Origin of the sequence: Streptomyces sp. AP-93, assembly GCF_022808175.1 — a bacterium.
Lineage (GTDB): Bacteria > Actinomycetota > Actinomycetes > Streptomycetales > Streptomycetaceae > Streptomyces.
The window spans coordinates 160,125-182,060 of the sequence record NZ_JALGBX010000021.1; the positions used below are offsets into that span (position 1 = coordinate 160,125).

The 21,936-nt window shown below is 73.6% G+C and carries 17 protein-coding genes and 1 pseudogene; 10 read left to right on the plus strand and 8 right to left on the minus strand.

Annotated elements, in window-relative coordinates; all coding sequences use genetic code 11:
• Positions 1-40: 40 nt before the first annotated feature.
• The 3 genes from MTF69_RS30365 to MTF69_RS30375 form a co-directional block, all read right to left on the minus strand.
• Entirely contained in the window at positions 41-1,639 is a 1,599-nt protein-coding gene (locus MTF69_RS30365) for a carboxyl transferase domain-containing protein (protein WP_243339380.1), read from the minus strand.
• Positions 1,636-3,693 carry an acyclic terpene utilization AtuA family protein gene (locus tag MTF69_RS30370; RefSeq protein WP_374324364.1) on the minus strand — a complete coding sequence of 686 codons (2,058 nt, stop codon included), beginning with the start codon at positions 3,691-3,693 and terminating at the stop codon, positions 1,636-1,638. The genes MTF69_RS30365 and MTF69_RS30370 overlap by 4 nt, the downstream gene beginning before the upstream one ends.
• A 68-nt stretch (positions 3,694-3,761) precedes the next feature.
• Positions 3,762-4,577, minus strand: a complete 816-nt coding sequence (locus tag MTF69_RS30375; RefSeq protein ID WP_243339382.1) for a TIGR03084 family metal-binding protein — start codon at positions 4,575-4,577, stop codon at positions 3,762-3,764.
• Between the two features lie 322 nt (positions 4,578-4,899).
• Between MTF69_RS30375 and MTF69_RS30380 the strand changes: the two genes are divergently transcribed.
• A complete protein-coding gene (locus tag MTF69_RS30380) occupies positions 4,900-5,607 on the plus strand; it encodes an HAD-IA family hydrolase (RefSeq protein ID WP_308401473.1) in 708 nt (235 codons plus the stop codon).
• Between the two features lie 55 nt (positions 5,608-5,662).
• Here the strand turns inward: MTF69_RS30380 and MTF69_RS30385 are convergent, their stop codons facing one another.
• Entirely contained in the window at positions 5,663-6,136 is a 474-nt protein-coding gene (locus MTF69_RS30385) for a hypothetical protein (RefSeq protein WP_243339383.1), read from the minus strand.
• Between the two features lie 113 nt (positions 6,137-6,249).
• Here MTF69_RS30385 and MTF69_RS30390 point away from each other — a divergent pair, with 113 nt between their 5' ends.
• The 4 genes from MTF69_RS30390 to MTF69_RS30405 all read left to right on the plus strand — a co-directional run bounded on the left by MTF69_RS30390 (position 6,250) and on the right by MTF69_RS30405 (position 9,672).
• The gene (locus MTF69_RS30390) at positions 6,250-7,362 is read left to right on the plus strand and encodes a YafY family protein (protein ID WP_243339384.1); all 1,113 of its coding nucleotides are present in this window, start codon (positions 6,250-6,252) and stop codon (positions 7,360-7,362) included.
• 80 nt (positions 7,363-7,442) lie between these two features.
• Positions 7,443-7,679 (plus strand): hypothetical protein, encoded by a 237-nt coding sequence (locus MTF69_RS30395; protein WP_243339385.1) that lies wholly within the window; start codon positions 7,443-7,445, stop codon positions 7,677-7,679.
• Positions 7,680-7,848: 169 nt separating this feature from the next.
• Positions 7,849-8,823: a hypothetical protein gene (locus MTF69_RS30400; protein WP_243339386.1), complete on the plus strand. Its 975-nt coding sequence runs from the start codon at positions 7,849-7,851 to the stop codon at positions 8,821-8,823.
• Between the two features lie 87 nt (positions 8,824-8,910).
• A complete protein-coding gene (locus tag MTF69_RS30405; RefSeq protein WP_243339387.1) occupies positions 8,911-9,672 on the plus strand; it encodes a hypothetical protein in 762 nt (253 codons plus the stop codon).
• Here MTF69_RS30405 and MTF69_RS30410 read toward each other — a convergent pair.
• Both MTF69_RS30410 and MTF69_RS30415 read right to left on the minus strand, forming a co-directional pair.
• Positions 9,660-10,664, minus strand: coding sequence for a DMT family transporter (locus MTF69_RS30410; RefSeq protein WP_243339388.1), 1,005 nt, complete (start codon positions 10,662-10,664; stop codon positions 9,660-9,662). The two genes, MTF69_RS30405 and MTF69_RS30410, sit on opposite strands and share 13 nt — an antisense overlap.
• A 47-nt stretch (positions 10,665-10,711) precedes the next feature.
• Positions 10,712-14,047: an FAD-linked oxidase C-terminal domain-containing protein gene (locus MTF69_RS30415; protein WP_374324350.1), complete on the minus strand. Its 3,336-nt coding sequence runs from the start codon at positions 14,045-14,047 to the stop codon at positions 10,712-10,714.
• A gap of 95 nt (positions 14,048-14,142) precedes the next feature.
• On the opposite strand from MTF69_RS30415, the gene serC reads away from it, so the two are divergent.
• The 3 genes from serC (at position 14,143) to MTF69_RS30430 (ending at position 17,096) form a co-directional block, all read left to right on the plus strand.
• Complete coding sequence (serC, locus tag MTF69_RS30420) at positions 14,143-15,261, plus strand: phosphoserine transaminase (protein ID WP_243339389.1); 1,119 nt, start codon at positions 14,143-14,145, stop codon at positions 15,259-15,261.
• Positions 15,262-15,667: 406 nt separating this feature from the next.
• Positions 15,668-16,459, plus strand: coding sequence for a hypothetical protein (locus tag MTF69_RS30425; RefSeq protein ID WP_243339390.1), 792 nt, complete (start codon positions 15,668-15,670; stop codon positions 16,457-16,459).
• Entirely contained in the window at positions 16,452-17,096 is a 645-nt protein-coding gene (locus MTF69_RS30430) for a class F sortase (protein WP_243339391.1), read from the plus strand. The genes MTF69_RS30425 and MTF69_RS30430 overlap by 8 nt, the downstream gene beginning before the upstream one ends.
• A gap of 51 nt (positions 17,097-17,147) precedes the next feature.
• Here the strand turns inward: MTF69_RS30430 and MTF69_RS30435 are convergent, their stop codons facing one another.
• Positions 17,148-17,732: a TerD family protein gene (locus MTF69_RS30435; protein WP_243339392.1), complete on the minus strand. Its 585-nt coding sequence runs from the start codon at positions 17,730-17,732 to the stop codon at positions 17,148-17,150.
• A gap of 166 nt (positions 17,733-17,898) precedes the next feature.
• Here MTF69_RS30435 and MTF69_RS30440 point away from each other — a divergent pair, with 166 nt between their 5' ends.
• Positions 17,899-21,087, plus strand: coding sequence for a sacsin N-terminal ATP-binding-like domain-containing protein (locus tag MTF69_RS30440; protein ID WP_243339393.1), 3,189 nt, complete (start codon positions 17,899-17,901; stop codon positions 21,085-21,087).
• A gap of 50 nt (positions 21,088-21,137) precedes the next feature.
• The gene (locus tag MTF69_RS30445; protein WP_243339394.1) at positions 21,138-21,791 is read left to right on the plus strand and encodes a hypothetical protein; all 654 of its coding nucleotides are present in this window, start codon (positions 21,138-21,140) and stop codon (positions 21,789-21,791) included.
• On the opposite strand, the pseudogene MTF69_RS30450 reads toward MTF69_RS30445, so the two are convergent.
• A pseudogene (locus MTF69_RS30450) lies at positions 21,775-21,936 on the minus strand (IS110 family transposase); the annotation flags it as partial. The gene MTF69_RS30445 and the pseudogene MTF69_RS30450 overlap by 17 nt on opposite strands.

Below are 21,936 nucleotides of genomic sequence, written 5' to 3' on the forward strand. Positions count from 1 at the left end.
GCGGTCGTCGTCGGGTTCGCGTGCGGGTTCATGTGCGGGCTCACATCCGGAAGACGCCGAAGCCGCCACGGGCGCCCTCGACGGGGGCGTTGTGGACGGCCGACAGGCAGAGGCCGAGGACGGTGCGGGTGTCGCGGGGGTCGATGACCCCGTCGTCGTACAGCCGTCCGGACAGGAACATCGGCAGGGACTCGGACTCGATCTGCGCCTCCACGAAGGCGCGCATGCCGGCGTCGGCCTCTTCGTCGTAGGGCTGTCCCTTCGCGGCCGCGGACTGGCGGGAGACGATCGAGAGCACTCCGGCGAGCTGGGCGGGGCCCATGACCGCGGACTTGGCGCTGGGCCAGGCGAAGAGGAAGCGGGGCTCGTAGGCGCGGCCGCACATGCCGTAGTGGCCGGCTCCGTAGCTGGCTCCGATGAGGACGGAGAGGTGGGGGACCTTCGAGTTCGAGACCGCGTTGATCATCATCGAGCCGTGCTTGATGATGCCGCCCTGCTCGTACTCCTTGCCGACCATGTAGCCGGTGGTGTTGTGGAGGAACAGGAGCGGGATGTCGCGCTGGTTGGCGAGCTGGATGAACTGGGCCGCCTTCTGCGATTCCGCGCTGAACAGCACTCCTTGGGCGTTGGCGAGGATGCCGACCGGGTAGCCGTGGAGGCTCGCCCAGCCGGTGACCAGGCTGGTGCCGTAGAGGGGCTTGAACTCGTCGAAGTCGGAGGCGTCGACGATGCGGGCGATGACCTCACGGGGGTCGAAGGGGGTTTTGAGGTCGGCGGGGACGATCCCGAGGAGTTCCTCCGGGTCGTGGAGGGGTTCTTCGGCGCGCGGCGGATCGGGCTGGGCCTTGCGGTGGTTGAGGCGGGCGACGACGCGGCGGGCCTGGCGGATGGCGTCGTGCTCGTCGAGGGCGTAGTAGTCGGCGAGGCCCGAGGTCCGGGCGTGCATGTCGGCTCCGCCGAGGGACTCGTCGTCGCTCTCCTCGCCGGTGGCCATCTTGACGAGCGGCGGACCGCCCAGGAACACCTTGGAGCGGTCCTTGATCATGATGGTGTGGTCGGACATGCCGGGGATGTACGCGCCTCCGGCGGTGGAGTTGCCGAAGACGACGGCGATGGTGGGGACGCCGTCGGCCGAGAGCCGGGTGAGGTCGCGGAAGATGGCGCCGCCCGGGATGAAGATCTCCTTCTGGGAGGGGAGATCGGCACCTCCGGACTCGACGAGGCTGATGCAGGGGAGCCGGTTCTGGCGGGCGATCTCGTTGGCCCGCAGGGCCTTCCTGAGCGTCCAGGGGTTGGAGGCGCCGCCCCGGACGGTGGGGTCGTTGGCGGTGACCAGGCATTCGACGCCCTCGACGGTGCCGATGCCGGTGACCATGGAGGCGCCGACCGGGTAGTCGCTGCCCCAGGCGGCGAGCGGGGACAGCTCCAGGAACGGGGTGTCCGGGTCGAGGAGCAGCTCGACGCGCTCACGGGCGAGGAGCTTGCCGCGGGTCTTGTGGCGGGCGGTGTACTTCTCGCCGCCGCCGGCGAGGGCGGTGGCGTGCACGGCATCGAGCTCGGCGAGGCGTTCCAGGGTGGCGGTACGGGCCTGCGCGTGCTCAGGGGCGAGCGGGTCGACGGCGCTCTTGAGGCGGGTCACGGGGTCCCCTCCGGGGTGGTGGTGGGCACGGGGATCTCCGCGGGCGGACCCGGCAGGGTTAGGGGAGTCCCCGCGAGTGGTCCCGGCAGGGGTACGGGAGTCTCCGCGGGCGGTCCCGGCAGGGGTGCAGGAGTCCCCGCGGGCGGCCCCGGCAGGGCTACGGGAGTCCCAGCGGGCGGCCCCGGCAGGGGTGCGGGAGTCTCCGCGGGCGGTTGCAGCAGGGCTTCGGGGATGTCCACGTGGCGGGAGCGGAGCCATTCGCCCAGGGCCTTGGCCTGGGGGTCGAAGCGGTGGCCGGAGGCCACGCCGTCGCCGAGGATCCGGGTGATGGTGAAGTTGAGGGAGCGGAGGTTGGGGAGTGCGTGGCGGGTCACTTCCAGTGGGGCTGTTTCGGGGAGCAGGGCCTTGAAGGTGGCGACGGTGAGGGTGCGGTGGAGCCATTCCCAGGCGGGGTCGCTCTCGGCCCACAGCCCGACGTTGGCGTCGCCGCCCTTGTCGCCGCTGCGGGCTCCGATGATGGTGCCCAGCGGGACCCTGCGGGTGGGGGCGGTGGGCACCGTCGGCGGCGCCGCCGGCCCGGGGGCGGCCGGAGCCTGCGGCCCGGGAGTGGCCAGGGCCTGCGGCTCGGGAGTGGCCAGGGCCTGCGGCTCGGGAGTGGCCAGGGCCTGCGGCTCGGGAGTGGCCAGGGCCTGCGGCTCGGGGGTGGTGGGCCCTGCGGGGCTTTCCCTCACCCCGCCCCTTCCCGAAACCGGGGCTGCGCCCCGGACCCCTTCGGGGGCTCCGCCCCCGGACCCCCGCTCCTCAAACGCCGGAGGGGCTGGATATGCCGCCGCTGGATTTGCCGTCACTCGGGTGCCGTCCGCTAGGACTGCCGTGTGGGGGACCTCCCGGGCGGGGACGGTGGTCGCGTCGAAGACTCCGTACGGCTGGGCCGGGGACGGCGGGGCCGTGACGTGGAAGCCCGGGTAGCTGGCCAGGGCCAGTTCGATGGCCGCCGAGGTCAGGGCGCGGCCCACCCGGTCGGGGGACGGGTCCCGGACGACCAGGCGGAGCAGCGCGCTCGCGGTCTCCTCCGTCTCCGCGTCCTCGTGGTCCGTGCGGGACAGCGTCCACACGGTGGAGGCCACCGGGGACAGGAGCGGGGCCAACTGCTCCCGCACCAGGGCCGCCTTCGCGTCGATGTCCAGGCCCGTCAGGACGAAGACGACCTCGTTGCGCCAGCCGCCGATGCGGGTCAATCCCACCTTGAGGGTGGCGGGCGGGGCTTCCCCGCGGGTGCCCGAGATCGCCACGCGGTCCGGGCCGGCCTGTGTCAGCCGGACCGTGTCCAGGCGGGCCGTCACGTCGGGGCCGAGGTAGCGGACTCCCTGGGTTTCGTAGAGGAGTTGCGCCGTGACCGTGCCGACGGAGACGACTCCGCCCGTGCCCGCGTGCTTCGTGATGACCGACGAGCCGTCCTGCGCGATCTCCGCCAGCGGGAACCCCGGCCGGGACACGTCGTGCCGGGTGAAGAAGGCGTAGTTGCCGCCGGTGGCCTGGGTGCCGCACTCCAGTACGTGGCCCGCCACCACCGCCCCCGCCAGCCGGTCGTGGTCGTCCGGAGCCCAGTCGAACCACCATGCCGCGGGCCCGCTCACCAGCGCCGCGTCGGTGACCCGGCCGGTCACCACGACGTCCGCGCCCGCCCGCAGGCAGGCCGTGATCCCGGCGCCGCCCAGGTAGGCGTTCGCGGTGAGCGCGCCCTCCCCCGACGGCAGCAGCGGGTACGGCATCAGGTCGTCGCCCTCCACGTGCGCGACCGCGACGGGGACGGACAGCTTCGCGGCCAGCGCGCGGACCGCTCCGGCGAGTCCCGCCGGGTTCAGGCCGCCCGCGTTCACGACGATCCGTACGCCCCGCTCGTGGGCGAGGCCGAGGCACTCCTCCAACTGGCGCAGGAAGGTTTTGGCGTAGCCGAGTTCCGGGTTCTTCAGGCGGTCGCGGCCCAGGATCAGCATGGTCAGCTCGGCCAGGTAATCCCCGGTCAGTACGTCGAGGGGGCCGTCCGTCAGCATCTCGCGCAGGGCGTCGAAGCGGTCTCCGTAGAAGCCCGACGCGTTGCCGATCAGCAGGGGGCGCCGGGTCACCGGGAGGCCCCCGGCGCGCGCCCCGGGCCCGCCGGGCCGGCGAAGGCCTGGGCGATGTCGAGCCAGCGGTCGGCGTCGGGGCCGGACGCCGTCAGGGCCAAGTCGGCGCGGTGGGCGCGCTGGGTCACCAGCAGGCAGAAGTCGAGCGCCGGGCCGGTGACCCGCTGCGGCGCGTCCTCGGGGCCGTACGTCCACACCTCGGCGCGGGCTCCCGGAGCCGTCAGCTCCACCCGGAACTCCCCCGCCGGCGCGGGCAGTCCCCGTACCGCGTACGCGTAGTCGCGCGCCCGCACCCCGATCCGCGCCACGTGCCGCAGCCGGGCCGTCGGTACGCGGCGCACCCCGAGCGCGTCGGCCACGTCCTGGCCGTGTGCCCAGGTCTCCATCAGGCGGGCGCTCGCCATCGACGCGGCCTTCATCGGCGGCCCGTACCAGGGGAACTTGGCGTCGGGCGAGGCCGCGGCGAGGGCCTCGTCGAGTGCGGCCCGGCCGCCCCGCCACCGGGCGAGCAGCTCGGCGGGAGCCAGCGCGGCCCCCTCCTCGGCGCCCGCGTCGACGAAGGAGTCGGGGGCCTTCAGGGCCTCCTCGACGAGCCCCGCGAAGGCAGCGGCGTCGGTGAGGGCGAGCAGCGCGGCCCGGTCGGTCCAGTGCAGGTGGGCGATCTGGTGGGCGAGGCTCCATCCGGGCGCGGGCGTGGGCTTCGCCCAGTCGGAGGCGGGCAACTCCCCGACCAGAGAGTCGAGTTCCCGCCCCTCCTCGCGGAGATCGGCGAAGACGGCGAAGACGTTCTCGACAGCGGACGGATCGGGCACGGGTGCGCTCCCCTTCTCGGCGTGAGGGGAAGCGTGGCAGCCGCCACGAAAACAATCAAGCGTGCTTGCATTATTTTTGGCGGACGCGAACGGGGGTGGCAGGCCGGGGACTTGGGGCGACCACTCGCCGAGCGGAGGGGGCTTGCACGGACGTGGGCCCGCGGCGAGGATCCACGTCATGGCCGAGCGCAAGGACAGCGACGTGGGCAGCGACGCGGGTAGAGACGCGGGCGGGGGCGTGGGTAAACACGTGGGCAGGGACGCGGACAGGGGCGTGGGTAGGGACGCGGACAGGGGCGTGGGCAGGGAAGCGGGCAGGGGCGTGGGCAGGGAAGCGGGCAGCGACGTGGGCGTGCTCGCGGGCGCCGTCACAGGCGTGATGTTCGACTTCTCCGGCACCCTCTTCCGCGTCGAGCCCACCGAGGATTGGCTGCGCGCGATCGTCGCGGACGCCGGAATCGACCTGCCCGAAGCCGAACTCATCGCCTGCGCCGCCCTGCTGGAAGAGGCGGGCGCCCTTCCCGGCGGCGCGTCGCCGCGACGGCTGCCGGCCCGGCTGGAGCCGCTGTGGCGGGAGCGGGACCTGAGCCCCGCGCAGCACCGGGCCGCCTATACCGCCCTCGCTCGGGAGGTGCCGCTGCCCTCCGCGGAGCTGGCCGACGCCCTCTACGAGCGGCACCGGGTCCCCGCGGCCTGGCGGCCCTACCCCGACACCGCGGCCACGCTCGCCGCCCTGCGTGAACGGGGCGTCCCCGTCGCCGTCGTCAGCAACATCGGCTGGGACCTGCGGCCCGTCTTCCGCGCCCACGGGGTCGACCGGTTCGTCGATGCGTACGTGCTCTCCTTCGAACACGGGGTCCAGAAGCCCGACCCCCGCCTGTTCCGGATCGCCTGCGAAGCCCTCGGGGCGGCGCCCGCGGACGTGCTCATGGTCGGCGACGACGCCGTCGCGGATGCGGGGGCCGCGGCGCTGGGCTGCCCGGTCCGACTGGTCGAGCACCTGCCGTCGCGCAGCGGCCGGACGGACTGAGCTCGGCCCTCGGGCCGCTCGGGCTCCTCTGACACGCAGCCGGGCGCAGAAGGAATCAAGCGAGGGCGCCGGCCGCCCGGCGGCTGAGGTCCATCGTCCAGTTGTGGACCCAGGTCTCGGCCCCGTCGGCCGAGAAGAACTGCTCCCAGCGCGGGGAGTCCGTCTCCGTCCGCGACCACACGAACCGCACCAGGACGGCCTTGCCGTCATGGGTGTCCTCGCCCTCGAAGACGCCCGTCCCCGTGGCCGGGTCGAACCGTCCGGTGACGGGAGGGAACAGCGTTCCGGTCCGGCGGCTGACCCAGTTCAGGGTCCACCGCTCGTGCTCGGGCTCGTAGAGCCGCAGGGTCAGCCCCGCGAATCCCTTCGTCGGGAACTCGATCTCGTCGAAGCTCGCGGCGCCGTCGAAGTGGCGGGTGACGCGGGACACCGCCGGAAACGCCTCCCAGCCGCTGTCCGCGTCCAGGAAGTCGGCGAGCCACCGGTTGGACACGTCCCAGGTGCCGACGAGGAAGTCGAAGTCGTTCATGTGCGGTCTCCCCAACAACTGTTCTCTGCTGTTCTCTGCTGTTCTGCGCTGTTCTGCGCTGATGGGGGAACCGTAGGAGGACTTCACTGACACCATGTGTCAGTGAAGTCCCAGTGAAGTCCAGCCGGCTGCTCTCGATCCTGCTCCTGCTCCAGACCCGCGGCCGGATGACCGCCGCCGAGCTCGCCGAGGAGCTGGAGGTGTCGGTCCGTACGGTCTACCGCGACGCGGAGGCCCTGGCCGCCGCCGGTGTCCCGCTGTACGGCGACGCCGGGCACAGCGGCGGCTACCAGCTCCTCGACGGTTACCGCACCCGCCTCACCGGGCTGGCCCCGGGCGAGGCGGAGGCCCTCTTCCTCACCTCGATGCCGGGACCGGCCGCGGAACTCGGCCTCGGCCGCGCCCTGTCCACCGCCCAGCTGAAGCTGCGCGCCGCCCTGCCCGCGGAGCTGCGTGCGCAGGCCGACCGGATGCGGCTGCGGTTCCACCTGGACGCGCCGGGCTGGTACGCGGAGCACGAGGAGACCCCGCACCTGGGGCGGATCGCCGACGCGGTGTGGCGGGGGCGGGTCGTCGAGGTCCGGTACCGGCGCTGGAAGGAACCCCACGAGGTGGACCGGCGACTGGCCCCGTACGGGCTGGTCCTGAAGGCGGGGCGCTGGTACCTGGTCGCGGGCACGACGGAGGCGGAGGCGAAGGCGAAGGGCGCGGAGGGCGCAGAGGCGGAGCGCGCGGAGGGCACGGGGGGCGCGGAGGGAACGGAGGGCGCAGAGGGAACGCCGAGCCCCCCGCGCACCTACCGGGTGGACCAGATCCTGGCCGTACGGGAGACCGGCGCGCATTGCGCGCTCCCCGCCGGCTTCGAGCTGGCGGCCCACTGGCGGCGCAGCCAGGCGGAGTTCCACGAGCGGCTGTACCCGGAGGAGGCGGAGGTACGGGTCTCCGCGCGCGCGGCCTCCCGGCTGACCGGTGTCCAGGCCAGGGCCCTGGCCGCCACCGGGACCCCGGACCCCGGACTGCCCGGGTGGACCCGGGCGGTGCTGCCGATCGAGTCGCAGGACCACGCGGAGGCGCAGTTCCTGGGGCTCGGTGCGGAGGCGGAGGTACTCGCCCCGGCGGCTCTGCGCCGGCGCATCGGCGCGGCCGCCGCCGCCACGGCGGCCCGCTACGGGACGGCGGGGGATGCGGGCTCGGGCTCGCGCTCGGGCTCGGACCAGCAGGGTTGAGAACGGGCCACGGACAGCTGGCCACGGACCCTTCGTGCGGGGTCTTCCCTCCGGTGCGGGGCGGCTGGGATGCTCCCCGCATGACGACTCGTCGGATGTACTTCGCGACCGCCGCCCTGAGCGCCCTCGCGCTGGGTGTGGCCGTGGCCGGCGGCTGGGGCCAGGACTTCCCGGACGGGGACTCCACCGACTCGGGCTCCGGCTTCTCGCTCTCCGCCTGGGTCGCGGACCGGGTGTCCGGGTCGACCCACGTCGAGGCGAACGTCCAGCACGCGGACGTGACGCCCCGGCCGGCCGGCGACGTCATCCGGAACTGACCGGAGCGGAACCGACCGGGCCGGACCGGCTTGGCCTGAACTCACCCCACCCCACCCCTCCAGACCCCTCAAACCTCCCTGGAACAACGGGAGTCGGTATAGCGTCATCGCCGACCACGACGGCACGAGGTACGCGGTACGAGGTACCGGGCACGGGGGCTGGAGCGACATGAGTGTCGACGTTCGCTATCGGGTGGAACGGATCGCGCTGGCCCTGATGTCCATATCGGGCGTCGTGGTCCTGATCGCGGACCTCTTCGGGTGGCTCGACGCACTCGCTCCCGGCGGTGCGCTTCCCAAGGTGACCCTGCTCATCCTGAGCACGGTCACCGTGTTCCTGCTCCTGGAGATCGACCGCCTGCGCAAGCTCGACGTGGTCCAGGACCAGGTCACCGCGCTGAGCGCGACCTTCAGCGACCGGATCACCGGCCTGGACGAGACGGTCGAGGCGCAGGTCACCCGCCTCGACGACACCCTCAGGACGCAGGTCGCCCGGCTCGACAGCAGCTTTCAGGCGCAGCTCGCCAAGCTGGACATCGACACCGTCGCGCAGCAGCTCAAGCAGGAGAACTACCTCGGCGTGATCCGGGTGCACGCGGAGTTCCCCGACGTGGAGTTCAACGCGTTCGTGGAGGGCGCCACCCAGGAGGTGGCCATCCTGCAGACCTTCATCCCCAACCTGGTTCACCTCCAGCCCTCGCTGGAGAAGGCGCTGGTGGACCACGGTGTCCCGGTGCGCATCATGCTCCTGTACCCGTCCTCCCCCGTGGCGGGACTGCGCGACGAGGCACTGCGTTCCGTACGCGACCCCGCCCTCGCGCTCGACGTGAAGGCCCGGGTGGAGATGTGTCTGGCCGGCCTCGCGGAGCTGCACAGGGCGGTCGGGCCGACGGGACGGGCCCTGCTCAGGGTGCGGGTGTACAACTCCCTGCCGTCCATCGCCGTACACAAGGCCGACGAGCACTTTCTGGTCAGTTCGTTCCTGCACGGCCAGCTGGCCGTGGACTCCGCCCAGACCGAGATCGACGGCGGTGACACCACGATGGGACGGCAGGTCCAGAAGGAGCTGAACACGCTGTGGGAGATCGGCCGCGACGTGGCGCTCCCCGACTGGCGCGAGTCGCTCAGGAACATCAGCTGGTGATCCCGACCCGAGAGCCAGACCCAAAAGCCATACCCAGACCCAGATCCAGACCCAGATTCAGATCCAGATCCACTGAAAGGTACGGCCATGCACGACGTGGGCACTCCGGGCCGGCAGGACGGGCTGCACGAGCTGGACGGCTTCGAGAACGGGCTGATCGAACGCTTCGAGAAGCATCCGGTCCTTGCGAACATCACCCGGCTGCCCGACGAGGACTTCACCGCGCTCCTGCTCCAGCGGCGCTTCGTATCACTCGCCTTCACCCCGTCCTACGACCTGGCTATCGACCTGCTGCGCGATGAGGAGGGGCTGCGGATCGCCCGGATCATCCTGCGCGAGGAGTACCCGGGGGCCACGGGGCACGCGCCCTCGCACCGCGAGGACATGACGGAGGACCTGCGCCGGCTCGGAGTGTCCAGGGAGGCCCTGGTGGCGTCGAGGCCCACGGCCGCGACGAAGCGCGCCATCACCGGCACCCTCGCACTGATCGCGGACGCGGGCGGTCACGCCGACGCCGATCTGCGGCTGCTGACCTTCCTCCGCTTCTGGGGCGAGGTGCTGGTCTCCGTCGAGTACGGGCGGCTGTGGGAACGGATGGGCCCGCTGTTCACGAGCGAGGGCGGCGGCCGCAACCATTCGCGCTTCTACTACCCGCACCTGGTCCACGACGCGAAGACGCACTCGCTCGCGACGGTGTCCATGCTGTCCGACACCCACTCCGACCGGCTGGCCGCGCGGGTGACCGAGCTCCTCGGCCGGGCTGAGGGGTCAGCCGGGGCGGCCGCCTTCAGGGAGATCGAGGAGGGGGCACTGCAGCTCAAGACCGGCTTCTACGATCAGTTCCGCTGACGGCTCCGTCGACTGCTCTTCAGGCTGCTCTTCGGACTGCTCTGCAGACGGGTCTGCGAGCGGACCGCGCCCATGCTCGCCACGATGACCAGCGCGATCGCCGCCGCGTCGAGCGCCGACAGCGCCTGGTTCAGGATCAGGAAGCCGGCCGTCGCGGCGATCGCGGGCTCCAGGCTCATCAGGATCGCGAAGGTCGGCGCCGGGAGCCGGCGCAGGGCGAGCAGTTCCAGCGTGTAGGGCAGGACCGAGGACAGCAGCGCCACGCCGAGGCCCAGGAGCAGGGTGCTGGGGCGCAGCAGGGCCGAGCCGGCCTCGATCACGCCGAGCGGCAGGGACAGTACGGCGGCCACGGCCATCGCCAGCGCCAGCCCGTCCGCCTGCGGGAACCGGCGGCCGGTCCGCGCGCTGAACACGATGTACGCCGCCCACATGCCGCCCGCCGCGAGGGCGAAGGCCACGCCCAGCGGGTCGAGCCCGCCGAGGCCGCCTCCGCCGTGAGTGGACAGCAGGACCACTCCGGCCAGCGCCAGCCCGGCCCACAGCAGGTTCAGCAGGCGGCGGGAGACCACGACGGAGAGCACCAGCGGACCCAGCACCTCCAGGGTGACGGCGGGGCCGAGGGGGATGCGGTCGATGGCCTGGTAGATGAAACCGTTCATGCCGGCCATGGCCACGCCGAACCACACCACGGTCGACCAGTCGGAGCGGGAGTACCCGCGCACCTTGGGCCGGCAGACGAGCAGCAGCACCACCGCGGCCGCGGCGAGCCGCAGCGTGACCACGCCGGCCGCGCCCGCCCGCGGCATGAGCATCACCGCGAGGGCGGCGCCGAACTGCACCGAGACGCCCGCCGTGACCACCAGGGCGACGGGGCCGAAGCGGGCCCGGAAGGAGCCGTCTGCGGGGGCGGTTGCCGTTGCCGTTGGCGTTGCCGTCGCTCGCGCGGGCTCGGTGGTCGTGGGGGTGCTCGTGGGGCAGGAAGGTGCGGGCATTTATCCAGATTAGGGGGTGGGTAAGGACCATGCGTCCGTGTTTTGCCTTACATCTGGTGTACGTCCGGTTCCGGCGGCGTCGCCTGCAAGCCCTCCGCCAGGGCCTCCGCCAGGTGGCGGGCCCGGCCGCCGGCCAGCTGCGCGATCTGGGTCCGGCAGGAGAACCCGTCCGCCAGCACCTCCGTACCCGGCGCGGCCGCCCGCAGCGACGGCAGGAGCTGTTCCTCGGCGCAGGCCACGGAGACCTCGTGGTGGCCGGGCTCGAAGCCGAAGTTGCCCGCGAGGCCGCAGCAGCCGCCGCTGAGCTCCCCCCTCAGCCCGGCGCGCTCGCGAAGCCGGCGGTCGGCGGCGTCGCCGAGGACGGCGTGCTGGTGGCAGTGGGTCTGGCCGGCGACCGGCCGGTCGAGGCGGGGCGGCTGCCAGTGCGGGGCGTACTCCTCCAGGGTCTCGGCGAAGGTTCGGACGGCCGCTGCGAGACGGGGTGCGCGGGGGTCCTCCGGGAGGAGGGCGGGCAGATCGGTGCGGAGCGCTGCCGCGCAGCTCGGTTCGAGGACGGTGACGGGACCCGGCGGGTCGCCTGCGGCGTCCATCGCGTCCAGGGTGCGGCGCAGGACCCTGCGGGCGGCGTCCAGGCGGCCGGTGGAGATGTAGGTCAGCCCGCAGCAGACGCGGCCCGTCGGGACGGTCGTCTCCAGGCCGGCGGCCCGCAGGACCCGGACTGCGGCGTGGCCGGCCTCGGGCGCGAGGTACTCCGTGAACGTGTCCGGCCACACCGTCACGACCGGAGCCGTCCCGAGCGCGGCCCCCGGCGCGGGCGTGCCCTGCGGGCGGCTGTCCCCGCCCCGCCCTTCCCCCGTTCCCCGGGGCTGCGCCCCGGCCCCCCTGGGGCTCCGCCCCAGACCCCGCGCCTCAAACGCCGGCGGGGCTGGATCTGGCCGACGTCGGCCCGTACGCGCGCCTCCCGACGGGCCCGATTGCCCGGAGGGCAATTCCACCCCCGTCGGCAAACCCGCCCCCTCCGCCAAACCCGGGCCCGTCGGCGCATCCGCGCCCTCCGGCACATCCACCCCCTCCAGCAAACCCGGGCCCTCCGGCACACCCGTCCCCTCCAGCAAACCCGGGCCCTCCGGCACATCCGCCCCCGTCGGCAAACCCAGGCCCGTCGGCAAACCCGCCTCCTCCGGCACACCCGGGCCCGTCGGCACACCCGCCCCCTCCGCCAAACCCGCCCCCTCCGGCAAACCCAGCCCCTCCGGCGTTTGAGGAGCGGGGGTCCGGGGGCTGGCCCCCGGCGACGGTGCCGCGCGCGGCAACGGGTCCGGGCGGAGCCCGGGGAACGGGGGAAGGGCGGGTAGGGGACCTGAGCCCGCGGAGCGGACCGCCGCGCGCCACCCGCGGGTGAACGGGGTCCGGGCCAGCAGGGGCAAGGGGCGGGACCGCTCCAGGCCCGGGACGCGCAGGAAGCGCGAGAGGAGGTTCACCGGCCGCGCCAGCCGCAGCGCGGCGATCAGGCGGAGCCAGCCGGGCAGCCCGCCCAGGGCGTAGTGGGAGAGCGGGCGCAGCCGGCCCGCCCAGTGGTGGTGGAGGAACTCCGCCTTGTAGGAGGCCATGTCGACCCCCACCGGGCAGTCGCTGCGGCAGCCCTTGCAGCCGAGGCAGAGATCCAGCGCCTCGGCGACCTCCGCCGAACGCCACCCGTCGGTCACGATCTCCCCGGCCAGCATCTCGTGCAGCAACCGGGCCCGCCCCCGCGTGGAGTGGCGCTCCTCCCCCGTGGCCCGGTACGACGGGCACATCACCCCCGGCCCCCCGACCTCCGTCGAGCGGCATTTCGCGACGCCGACGCACCGCGCCACCTCCCCCGCCAGCGGTGACGCCGGGAGCACCGCGAAGCGGAGGTTCTCGTCGAGGCGGGCCGGGCGGACCAGGATCCCGGGGTTCATGCCGCCCGCCGGGTCCCAGACCCGCTGGTAGGACTCGAAGAGGCCGATCACCGAAGGCCCGTACATCCGCGGCAGCAGCTCCGCCCGCGCCTGCCCGTCTCCGTGCTCCCCCGACAGGGAGCCCCCGTGCGCGACCACCAGGTCGGCGAGGTCCGAGGAGAAGGCCCGGAAGCGGGCCACGCCCGGCGGCGTCACCAGGTCGAAGTCGATCCGCACGTGCACGCAGCCCTCGCCGAAGTGACCGTACGGGGATCCGCGCAGCCCGTGCTCCGCCAGCAGGGCCCGGAATTCCCGCAGGTAGGCGCCGAGCCGGGCGGGCGGTACCGCGCAGTCCTCCCAGCCCGGCCAGGCCATGGTCCCGTCGGGCATCCGGGTGGCCGTGCCCGCCGCGTCCTCGCGGATCCGCCACAGGGCCCGCTGCGCCGCCGGGTCGGTGAGCAGCAGGCCGTCCACCGCGTCGGAGGCCCGTAGGAGGGCGCGGGCGGCGCCCTCGTCGCGCATCTCCGCGAACAGCCACGCCCCGCCGCGCGGCAGCCCGGCGGCGGCCCCGCCCACGAGGTCGGCCGCCATCCCCTCCACGGTCAGCGGCCCGTACCCCAGCAGCCCCGCCGCGGCCTGCGCCGCGGCGCTCTCGTCGGCGTACCCGAGGACGGCCAGCGCCGGGGCGGCCGGCAGCTCCACGAGCCGTACCAGCGCCTCGGTGACCACCCCGAGCGTGCCCTCGCTCCCGCAGAACGCCCGGGCCACCTCGGTGCCCCGCTCGGGGAGCAGCGCGTCCAGGCCCCCGTAGCCGGAGATCCGCCGCGAGAAACCGTCGGCCGGGCCGCCCGCCATGCCGGTGCGCAGGACGGCCAGGTTCTGCGACACCAGCTCCCGCAGCCCGTCCGGCGCGCCCTCCCAGCCCGTGCCGAGCCGGTGGGAGGAGCCCCCGTACGCCGTCACCGCCAGCTCGGCGACGTTGTCGGCGGTGGTGCCCCAGGCCACGGAGTGGGCCCCGCAGGCGTTGTTGCCGATCATGCCGCCGAGCGTGCACCGGGAGTGCGTGGAGGGGTCCGGCCCGAAGGTCAGCCCGTGCGGGCGGGCCGCGTCCCGCAGCCGGTCGAGGACCAGGCCGGGCTGGACCACGGCGGTGCGGGCGGCCAGGTCCAGGGAGACGAGGGCGTTCATGTGGCGGGTGAGGTCGAGCACGACGCCGACGCCCGTCGCCTGGCCCGCGATGGAGGTGCCGCCGCCGCGCGGGACGACGGGGACCCCGGCCCCGGCGCACACCGCGAGCGCGGCGGCCACGTCCTCGGCGTCGCGGGGGGAGACCACGCCGACCGGGACGCGGCGGTAGTTCGAGGCGTCCATCGTCGTCAGGGCCCGGGCGGCGGCGCCGAAGTCCACCTCTCCGCGCAGGTTCTTCCGCAAGGTCCGTTCGAGTTCACCGGGTGACGTCACGGCGGACAGCCTCCCACCGGCTCCCGCCCGTCCGCGTCATCTCATCGGGTGGACGCGGCTCCAAGGCGTGGACCCGGACCGGATACGCTCCGCTGGTGGCCGAGATCCAGATTCCCGCTGACATCAAGCCCGCCGACGGACGCTTCGGCGCGGGCCCCTCCAAGGTGCGGACCGAGGCGTTGGACGCCCTCGCCGCCACCGGTACCTCCCTGATCGGCACCTCCCACCGCCAGGCTCCGGTCAAGAACCTGGTCGGATCGGTGCGCCAGGGCATCCGGGACCTCTTCTCCCTCCCCGAGGGCTACGAGGTGATCCTGGGCAACGGCGGCTCCACCGCCTTCTGGGACATCGCGACCGCCGGTCTCATCGAGCGGAAGTCGCAGCACCTCACCTTCGGCGAGTTCTCCTCCAAGTTCGCCAGCGCCGCGAAGTCCGCGCCGTGGCTGGACGCTCCGTCGGTGATCTCCTCCGACCCGGGCACCCACCCGGACCCGGTGGCCGAGGCGGGCGTGGACGTGTACGCGTACACCCACAACGAGACCTCGACGGGTGTCGCGGCGCCGATCAAGCGCGTCGCGGGCGCCGATGAGGGTTCCCTCGTCCTGGTGGACGCGACCTCGGGTGCCGGCGGTCTGCCGGTGGACATCACCGAGACCGACGTCTACTACTTCGCCCCGCAGAAGTCCTTCGCCTCCGACGGCGGCCTGTGGCTGGCGGCGTTCTCCCCGGCGGCCCTGGAGCGCGCGGCCCGCGTGCACGCCTCGGGCCGGCACATCCCGGAGTTCTTCTCGCTGCCGACGGCGATCGACAACTCGGTGAAGAACCAGACGTACAACACCCCGGCGCTCTCCACCCTCTTCCTGCTGAACGAGCAGCTGGAGTGGATGAACAGCCAGGGCGGTCTGGAGTTCACGACCGGCCGTACGTCGGCCAGCGCGGCCCACCTGTACGGCTGGGCCGAGGCGTCGAAGTACGCCAGCCCCTTCGTCGCGGACTCCGCCAAGCGCTCGGCCGTCATCGGCACGATCGACTTCTCGGACGACATCGACGCGGCCGCGGTCGCCAAGGTGCTGCGCGCCAACGGCATCGTGGACACCGAGCCCTACCGCAAGCTCGGCCGCAACCAGCTCCGCATCGCGATGTTCCCGGCGATCGACCCGGCGGACGTGCAGGCGCTCACCGCGTGCGTGGACTACGTCATCGAGAACCTCTGACCGACACGGTCCGACACGGTCCGAGCCCGTCCGAGCCCGTCCGACACGCTCCGGAGCCCCCGGTGACACTTCGTCACCGGGGGCTCCGCGTTGTCCGCACCCCGCCCGACGACGTCCCGGGTCAGTTCTGAGTCCGCCCTGAGGAGGTCCTGAAGCGGTCCTGAACGACCCCTGAAGGACGCAGTCCGCCGTACAGCCCCGACCTCCGGGACCTTGGTCCCAAAAATCGGGGCAAAGAGCCCGCAAACGGAAGATCCCCATCACCTCCACCGCCTGCGGTTTCATGCCCCGGGACCTTCGGCAGGGGTCTCTCCCGGCCCCTCGGAGCGGCGCAACCAACCACCCCAGGATGTCCCTCATGTCTGGTGTGCCGGGAACGAACCCCGGCCCGTTCAGGAGGAACCCCATGCGCAAGGCACTCACCTTCTCGGCCATCGCCCTCGCTTCGTCTATGGCCCTGGCCGCCCCCGCCGTCGCGTTCGCCGCCGACTCCGCCCCGACGGCGTCGAGCAGCCCCGCCACCGGCAAGACCGCCGCCCCGGTGGCCCTGAAGGTCTCGGTCTCCTCGGCCAAGGCCGGCGACTCCGTCCAGCTCTCGATGGAGGTCCCGGACGGTTCGACGAACCTGTCCATCTCCTCCAAGGCCCTGAACGACGTCAAGATGACCGACGGCCGCGGCGCCACGGCCACCGTCGCCAAGGTCCCCGCCGGCACCTACGGCATCTCCCTCACCGGCACGGGCCCCGACGGCAAGAAGCTCCAGGCCACCGCGCAGCTCACGGTCAAGGCCGACGCCCCGAAGCCGACCGAGTCCACCGTCAGCCTGTCCAAGGACAACGGCAAGCCGGGCGACAAGATCCAGGTCACCATCAAGACCTCGGCGAACGAGAAGAGCGCGTTCGTCAAGTCCGACGCCTTCGGCGGCCAGGTCAACCTGAAGAGCAACGGCAAGGGCGTCTGGACCGGCACCGCGGTCGTCGCCAAGGACGTCAAGTCCGGCTACTACGGCGTCGGGGCCTACGCGGGCGGCAAGAAGTTCGACACCGTCAAGTTCTCCACCGACGCCACCAGCCCGGTCAACCCGAAGCCGAAGCCGGCCCCGCTCGACCCGAGCCACCACAAGACCCCCAAGGGTTCCGTGAACACCGGCCAGGCCCCCCTCGCCTGGGTCTCCTCGGACGCCGCGAACCATGGCTGAGCAGTCCGCCCCCGAACGCGCCCCCCGCCGGAGCGGCCGCGCACTGCGCGCGGCCGCCCTGGCGGGCGCCTCGGCGCTCACCGTCCTGCTGATCTCCTCCTGCGCCTCCGGCGGTGACGCCGCCGCAGGCGCGTCCGAGAACAACCCGGCCACCGCCAAGGCCGCCTCGGTGCTGGGGGCCTCCGTCCCGGACCGCATCGTGATCCCGGACATCAAGGTCGACGCCCCGCTCGACACCGTCGGACTCGACGCCCAGGGCGCCATGCAGGAGCCCGACTTCGGCAAGCCCAAGGACGCGGCCTGGTACAAGGAGGGCCCGACCCCCGGGGAGAAGGGCGCGGCCGCCATCGTCGGCCACATGGACACCCCCCAGGCGCCCGAGGCCGTCTTCTACAACCTCAAGAAGCTGAAGAAGGACGAGAAGATCGAGGTCCACCGCGACGACGGCTCCACCGCCGTCTTCGCCGTGGACACGGTCGACACGTTCAAGAAGGACCGGTTCCCGACCGACAAGGTCTACGGCGACACCCACGGCAAGGCCGAGCTCCGCGTCATCACCTGCGGCGGCAACCTCACCAAGGACCGCCACTGGGACGCCAACGTCGTCGTGTTCGCGCACCTCGTCGGCCAGGAATAGCCCTCGGGTCCCCTCGCTCCCCCTCGGCTCCCCATCGGGCTCAACCGGCGACTACTTGGCCACGGCGAAGCGCATGAGGGCCTGCTCGTCGCCCGCCTTGATCTTGCCGGTCTCGTTGATGACGTGGAGCTTCCAGCCCGACCCGTCCCGGACCGCCTTGGCCACGGCGCAGCCGTTGTCGCTGCCGAGCAGGCTCGGCCAGATGTCGGCGACCTGCTGGGTGCTGCCACCCGTGCCGTCGTAGACCTTGAAGCTGATGTTGCGGGCGCTCTGGAAGGAACTGCCCTTCTTGTACGCGGCGGCGACGAAGACGATGGACGTGACGTTGCCCGGTATCCGGGCGAACTCGACGGTCACCGTCTCGTCGTCGCCGTCGCCGTGGCCGGTCTGGTTGTCCCCGCTGTGCAGCAGCGAGCCGTTGCCCATGGGGTCCAGGGAGTCGAGGCCCGCGAGGCGGACCGGGTCCGCACCCTGCATCGCGATCGCGATCAGGTCCAGGTCCGTCCCCAGCTTCCGCTTGAACTTGCCCATCAGGCCGCCGCTGCTGCCCACGGTGGGGTCCCACGAGACCCCGATGGACAGGTGGGTTACGCCGCCCAGGTCCGCGGGGCCGTCTTCCTTGGTGAGCGTGATCATGCGCAATCCTCACAAATAGCAGTGCGATACCGACTCATGAAGTCTGCCTGAAGCCGGTTCGTTTGCGGAGCCGCTCGACGCACGCGATACCTTCAGGGCCCGGCATCCGGCGTTCCCCGGATGCCGTACAGCGCAGTACAGCGCAGTACAGCTTGGAGGCAGCAGCGTGAGCGTGCGAGTGACGGCGGCCCAGGACGGCGTGGACCCCTTCGGCACGGCCCGGCTGCGGCGCGGGGTGCTCGACGCCTGGGGCGCCGGCCCGGCCCGCTTCCGCGAGGACGCCAACGCCGAGGAGGACCTCGCGCTCGGCGGCTACCGCGACCGGCTCGTCGTCGAGCTCGCGCAGAACGCCGCCGACGCGGCCGCCCGCGCCGGGGTTCCCGGCCGGCTGCGGCTCACCCTGCACGCGGGCACCGACCAGCCCGACGGGCACGCGCTGCTCGCCGTCTCCAACACCGGCTCCCCGCTGGACGCCACCGGCGTGGAGTCCCTGTCCACGCTGCGCGCCTCCGCCAAGCGCGACGACTCCTCCGGGAGCGTCGGCCGCTTCGGCGTCGGCTTCGCCGCGGTCCTGGCCGTCTCCGACGAGCCCGCCGTCCTCGGCCGGCACGGCGGGGTCCGCTGGTCCCTGGCCGAGGCCCGGGAGCTGGCCCGGGGAGCCGCCGTCGGCAGCTCCGGACTCGGCGAGGAACTGCGCCGCCGCGACGGCCACGTCCCGCTGCTGCGCCTCCCGCTGCCCGCCGAGGGCACCGCGCCCGAGGGCTACGACACCGTCGTGGTCCTCCCGCTGCGCGACGCCGCCGCCGAGGAACTGGCCGGGCGGCTGCTCGCCGCCGTGGACGACGCCCTGCTGCTGACCCTGCCGGGGCTCGCCGAGGTCGTCGTGGACACCCCCACCGGGGGCGTGCGGACGCTGACCCGCCGCGCCGAAGGCCCGTACACCGTCATCACCGACTCCGCCTCGGACTCCGCGTCCGGCCGCAGGCGATGGCGCACCGTCCGCCACTCCGGCCCCATCGAGAAGGCGCTGCTCGCCGACCGGCCCGTCGAGGAACGGCTGCGGCCCGTCTGGGCGGTGTCCTGGTCCGTGCCCGTCGACACCGAAGGCGCCCCGGTCCGCCCCGCGACCGCCGCCGTGGTGCACGCGCCGACCCCGACCGACGAACCGCTGGGCATCCCCGCGCTGCTCATCGCGACGCTGCCGCTGGACACCACCCGCCGGCACCCCGCGCCGGGGCCGCTGACCGACTTCCTCGTGGAGCGCGCGGCCGACGCGTACGCCGAACTGCTCGGCACCTGGGACCCGGTGAGCACCGCGCTCGTGGACCTCGTACCCGGCCCGCTCGGCAAGGGCGAGCTCGACGGGGCCCTGCGCGCCGCCGTCATCGCACGCCTGCCCCGCACGGCCTTCCTCGCACCCGCCGCCCCCGCCGAGGAGCCCGAAGAGCCCGAAGAGCCCGGACAGCCCGGACAGCCCGGGGAGCGGGCCGCCCTGCGCCCCTTCGAGGCCGAGGTGGTGGAGGGCGCGGGCGCCGACACCGTACGGGTCCTGGCGGAAGTGCTGCCGACCCTGCTCCCGGCCGGGCTGGAACGCCGCCCCGAACTGCGCACCCTGGGCGTCGGCCGGCTGCCGCTGGGCGAGGCCATCGAGCGGATCGCGGGCATCGAGCGGACCCCCGAATGGTGGTACCGCCTCTACGACAGCCTCGCCGGGGTCGACCCCGACCGGCTCTCCGGCCTGCCCGTGCCGCTGGCCGACGGCCGCACCGCGATCGGCCCCCGGCACCTGCTGCTGCCCGGCGCGGACGTCCCGCGGTCGGGCACCCCGCAGAGCCTGGCCCGGCTCGGCCTGAAGGTGGCCCACCCCGACGCGGTGCACCCGCTGCTGGAGAAGCTCGGCGCGCTCCCGGCGAGCCCGCGCGCCGTCCTGACCACCCCGCAGGTGCGGGCGGCCGTCGCGGCCTCCCTGGACTCCGGGGAGATCTGGGACGAGGACGCCCTCGACCCCGAGGAACTGGCCGACATCGTGCTGGGCCTGGTCCGGGACGCCGAGCTCTCCCCCGGCGACGAACCGTGGCTGGGCGCGCTCGCCCTGCCCGACGAGGACGGCGAGCCGACCCCGGCCGGCGAGCTCCTGCTGCCCGGCTCCCCGCTGGCCTCCGTGATCCGCGAGGACGAGATCCCGTACCTGGACGCCGAGCTGGTGGAACGCTGGGACGAGCGGACCCTCACCGCCGTGGGCGTCCTCGCCGCCTTCCAGCTGGTCCGCGCCACCGACGTGGTCCTGGACCCCGACGAACTGGAGCCCCGCGACGGGGACTTCGCCGAGCCCGACGACGCCGGTCTGCTCGACGCCGTCGACGTGTGGTGCGAGGACCTCCTGGACCAGCTCCCCGACACCCCCGTGCCGCCGGTCGCCACCGAGCTGGTCGCCGTACGGGACCTCGACCTGGTCGACGACGACTGCTGGCCCCAGGCCCTGGCCATGCTGGCACAGCCCCCCTTCCGGGACGCCCTGACCCAGCCCGTGCGGGTCCTGCTCCCGGACGGCACCACCCGCTCCGTGCGCTCGTACACCGCGTGGTGGCTGCGCGACCACCCGGTCCTGGACGGCCGCCGCCCGGCCGGCCTGCGCTCGGCGGGCGGCGACCCGCTGCTGGCGGGCCTCTACACCCCGGCGGACGCCACCGGCTTCGAGGACGAACAGGTCCTGCGGGCCCTGGGCGTACGCACCACCGTGCCCGCCCTGCTGGAGGAGCCGGGCGGAGCCGCCGAGCTGCTGGGCCGCCTCGCCGACCCGGACCGGGAGGTCGGCGGACGCCAACTGCACGGCCTGTACGGGGCGCTGGCCGAGCTGGACCCCGAGCAGGTCACCCTGCCCGACGAGCTGCGCGCGGTCGTGGACGGCGAGGTGGTCGTGGTGGACGCGGCCGAGGCGCTGATCGCGGACGCCCCCGACCTGCTGCCCCTGACGGCCGGGCTCCCGCTGCTGCCGGTGGCCCCGTCCCGGGCCGCCGACCTGGCGGAGCTGTTCCAGGTCCGGCGGCTCTCGGAGACGGTCCCGGCGGAGGTGACCACCGAGGGCGAGGAGCACGAGGTCCCCGAATCCGTGCACCAGCTCCTGGGCCCGGCCACCCCGAAGAGCTACGTGGAGCACGAGGAACTCCTCGCGGGCGGCATCGAGCTCGACTGGCGCCGCACCCCGGACGGCACCCTGCACGCGTCCACCCTGGAGGGCGTCGCGGCGGCCCTCGCCTGGGCGGCGGGCCAGTGGCCGCGCCGCTTCGAGGTGGCGGCCCTGCTGGAGGACCCGTCCCGGACGCCGGAGTTGGCCCGGGACCGCTGGTTCGACTGAGCCGTCCCGCGCCCCTACAACCATGCGGCCGCGCCGGGGATCATGGGGCCATGCCCTCCTTCCCCGTCCTGATCGGGCGCGGTGCCGACAGCGGCACGTCAGCCACCCTCCGAGCCGGCCACCTGCGGATCCAGCAGGGCCCGCAGTACACGCTCATCCCCCTCGCGGCCGTGCAAGAGGCCCGCGCGGGGGAGGAGTTGCTCGTCGAGATCGCCCTCACCGACGGCGCCGTCCACCGGCTGAGCGGCGCCAATCCGACCGCCACCGCGGCCTTCGCCGCCGCCCTCAACCGCGCCCTTCCCGAGGACCGGGACCCGGCCGGCAGTGCCCTGGTCACCACCGGGTCGACATCCGAGGGGGAGGAACCGCTCTGGCGCGGGGACGATGCGAGGGCCTCGCTCGGCACCGACCGGCTGCGCATCGTCCGGGGCGCACGGAACACCGACATCCCGCTCGCCGCCGTCCAGGAGGCATGCGTCGAGGGCGAGCGGATCCTCCAGATCGTCCTGACCGACGGCGCCACCCACCAGCTCCCGGGCGGGAAGCCGGCCGCCACCGCCGCCTTCGCCGCCGCCGTCAACGACGCCCTGCCCGGGGAGCGGGACCCGGCCGGCAGCGCACTGGTCACCACCGAGTCCATCCCCGGCGGGGAGCCGATCCGGGTCACCTGGAGTCTCAATGACGAAGTCAAGCCGCTTGCGTGACCGGTGGGGCGGAGGTGAAGGCCCGGTTGTCGCGCAGGAGAGCCCACAGGACGCTGGCGCGTCGGCGAGCCAGGGCGATGACTGCTTGGACGTGTTTGCAGCCCTCGCCGCGCTTCTTGAGGTAGAAGTCCCGGTTCGGCCCGTC

Excerpts from the sequence above, each read along its gene's own strand:
- MTF69_RS30370 (WP_374324364.1), bottom strand. The coding sequence starts at position 3,693 with ATGCTGACGGACGGCCCCCTCGACGTACTGACCGGGGATTACCTGGCC.
- MTF69_RS30385 (WP_243339383.1), bottom strand. The coding sequence starts at position 6,136 with ATGAACGACTTCGACTTCCTCGTCGGCACCTGGGACGTGTCCAACCGG.
- MTF69_RS30395 (WP_243339385.1), top strand. The coding sequence starts at position 7,443 with ATGACGACTCGTCGGATGTACTTCGCGACCGCCGCCCTGAGCGCCCTC.
- MTF69_RS30400 (WP_243339386.1), top strand. The coding sequence starts at position 7,849 with ATGAGTGTCGACGTTCGCTATCGGGTGGAACGGATCGCGCTGGCCCTG.
- MTF69_RS30405 (WP_243339387.1), top strand. The coding sequence starts at position 8,911 with ATGCACGACGTGGGCACTCCGGGCCGGCAGGACGGGCTGCACGAGCTG.
- MTF69_RS30410 (WP_243339388.1), bottom strand. The coding sequence starts at position 10,664 with ATGCCCGCACCTTCCTGCCCCACGAGCACCCCCACGACCACCGAGCCC.
- MTF69_RS30425 (WP_243339390.1), top strand. The coding sequence starts at position 15,668 with ATGCGCAAGGCACTCACCTTCTCGGCCATCGCCCTCGCTTCGTCTATG.
- MTF69_RS30430 (WP_243339391.1), top strand. The coding sequence starts at position 16,452 with ATGGCTGAGCAGTCCGCCCCCGAACGCGCCCCCCGCCGGAGCGGCCGC.
- MTF69_RS30435 (WP_243339392.1), bottom strand. The coding sequence starts at position 17,732 with ATGATCACGCTCACCAAGGAAGACGGCCCCGCGGACCTGGGCGGCGTA.
- MTF69_RS30445 (WP_243339394.1), top strand. The coding sequence starts at position 21,138 with ATGCCCTCCTTCCCCGTCCTGATCGGGCGCGGTGCCGACAGCGGCACG.